Origin of the sequence: Rhizobium sp. SEMIA 4085 (assembly GCF_013004495.1) — a bacterium.
GTDB lineage: Bacteria > Pseudomonadota > Alphaproteobacteria > Rhizobiales > Rhizobiaceae > Rhizobium > Rhizobium gallicum.
Window position 1 is genome coordinate 1 of record NZ_JABEPH010000573.1, and the last position, 2,435, is coordinate 2,435.

At 60.0% G+C, this 2,435-nt stretch carries 2 protein-coding genes and 1 pseudogene; all 3 read left to right on the forward strand.

The features are described 5' to 3' along the window. On the forward strand, window positions 1–962 hold a 962-nt coding region (locus C9413_RS31110; protein WP_210263670.1), incomplete at its 5' end, for an ATP-grasp domain-containing protein. Beyond that, entirely contained in the window at window positions 959–1,918 is a 960-nt protein-coding gene (gene mch, locus C9413_RS31115) for a methenyltetrahydromethanopterin cyclohydrolase (protein ID WP_170251409.1), read from the forward strand. The genes C9413_RS31110 and mch, both read left to right, overlap by 4 nt. Further along, window positions 1,911–2,435, forward strand: a pseudogene (locus tag C9413_RS31120) (RimK family alpha-L-glutamate ligase); the annotation flags it as partial. The gene mch and the pseudogene C9413_RS31120, both read left to right, overlap by 8 nt.

The window sequence follows — 2,435 nt, forward strand, 5'->3', positions numbered from 1 at the left end:
GTATAAGCCAGGGAATAGACTGCGAGAAAATCATAGGCATATTGTCACGCCTTATGGGCGACGAGAAACCGGCCGCATTGCTCTACGGCTCCGGCTTCGAACGTCAGCCCGAGGTCATCGACGCACTCGGTCGAGTGTTTCCGCTTGCCGGCAACAGCGCCGACACCGTGCGCGCGATCAAGGACCCCGCCAACCTGTCCCAACTTTGTCGAAGCTTGGATATCCCGCATCCGCCGATCCAGTTCTCGTTACCAGAAAAACCGGAGGGCTGGCTCACGAAGCTTGGCGGCGGCGCCGGCGGGTCGCATGTCAGACCGGGCGCAACGAGGCCTGCCCTGCCCGGCTACTCTTTTCAAAAGCGCATGTCCGGCCGCAGCATCTCGGCTCTTTTCCTGGCCCAAAATGGTGCCGCCCGCATCATCGGCGTCAGCCGGCAATGGTCTTCGCCTTCGCCAACGTCACCATTTCGTTATGGCGGCGCCGTCCGCCTCATGCGATTTGACCGGCAAAAGAAAATGCAAATGGGTTGCTGGCTCGACAAGCTGACGCGCCACTGCGGCCTTGTGGGTCTTTGCAGCGCCGATTTCATCGATGGGTCGGAGGGGCTTCATCTCATTGAAATCAACCCACGGCCTGGCGCAACGCTGGATATCTTCGACACCGATAGCGCACCCCTCCTCATTGAGCATTTGCGCGCCGTGCGCGGGGAAAGGATCGAGGTGCCAGTCTATCGCGGGGCTGCGGCTGCGGCGATTGCCTACACGTCTCGTTCCATCTCCTGTTTCCCCGATGTCAAATGGCCGAACCTGACGGCCGACCATCAAAGGCCGGGTTCGGCGCTCGGCCCCGGCGATCCGGTTTGCACTGTGTTGGCGCATGCCCGATCCGCCTCCGCAGCAGAGCGCGCTGTCAAACGTCGTGTCAACCAAGTAGCGCAGCATTGGAAGGAGGAATTCCAATGAAGAACGGAATGGCCCATCTGAACAGGAATGCGCAACGGATCATCGATCAGATCATTGCCGACGACGAAAGATTTGGCGTCGCATATGGCCGCGGCTCTCTTGGAGAACATCTCATCGACGCCGGCGCGGCAAGCCCCGGAGGCCTCGAAGTGGGTTTGCGGATGGCAGAAATCTGCATGGGTGGTCTGGGAACGGTGTCGCTGGCGCTCGATCGTCATAACCGAAAATGGCCGTTGAGCGTTACCGTCCATTCCTCGCAACCGGTTCTTGCCTGCCTGGGCAGCCAGTATGCGGGTTGGCGGCTTTCGCATGAGAAATATTTCGCCATGGGCTCGGGCCCTGCGCGTCTCTTGGCGCGCGTGGAGCCGCTTTTCGAGGAAACTACCTATAGCGAAACCGATGCTTCGACGTCAGTTCTGCTTCTTGAAACGAGCAAGGCCCCACCGCCAGCCGTTGTCGAAAAGGTATCAAAGGCGACAGGACTAGGCCCTGACGCTTTGACCTTCATCTACGCGCCGACGCAAAGCCTTGCAGGCTCCGTTCAGATTATCGGGCGCTCACTGGAGGTCGCTCTTCACAAGGCCCACAGCCTCAAATTTCCGTTGGACGCGATTGTCGACGGCACGGGATGCGCGCCGGTCCCCGCGCCTCATCCGGACTTCCTGCAGGCCATGGGGCGGACGAACGATGCCATCATCTATGGCGGATTGGTGCAGTTGTTCGTTCTAGGCAGCGCGGCCGACGCGCGCGCGCTCGCCGAAGAGCTGCCGAGCTGCAGGTCGCGTGACTACGGGCAGCCTTTTGCGGAAATCTTCGAGAAATTCAATGGCGATTTCTACGCGATTGATCCGCATCTCTTCAGCCCGGCCGAAGTGATCGTTACGGCTGTCGAGACAGGCGACACCTTCCGCGCCGGTGAATGGAACAGAGATATGCTGGAGCAATCCCTTGGTTGAACAGACGGTGATTTCAGACAAAATTCTCATTCTTTCCGACAAACCAGACCGCCAGGTGAGACAGTTGCGTCGCGCCTTCGGAAAACTCGGCGCGGAGACGATCTTCTGCCCGCTTGCCGATATCGCGTTCGATACCCGGTATCCATCAGGCATTGCCATCCCGATGCTTGACGGAGCCCTTCCGGCCGGTGTGATCGTCCGCTCCATCTCCGGCGGCAGCTTCGAAGCGATCACACGCCGTCTCGGCATCTTGCACGCGCTGACCCGACTTGGCGTGCCGGTCTGGAACTCCGCCAAAGCAATCGAGCGATGCGTCGACAAATCGACGACGACGTTTCTTCTTGCGGCTGCCGGAGTGCCAACACCGGAAACCTTCGCAGTGGAAGGTCCCGCCAATGCCAGGACCCTCGTCAAGCGCGAGGTGCCCCATGGCCTCCTGGTGCTGAAACCTCTCTTTGGATCGCAGGGACGCGGAATAAGGCTCATTCGTTCGATCGACGATCTGCCTGACCCGGAT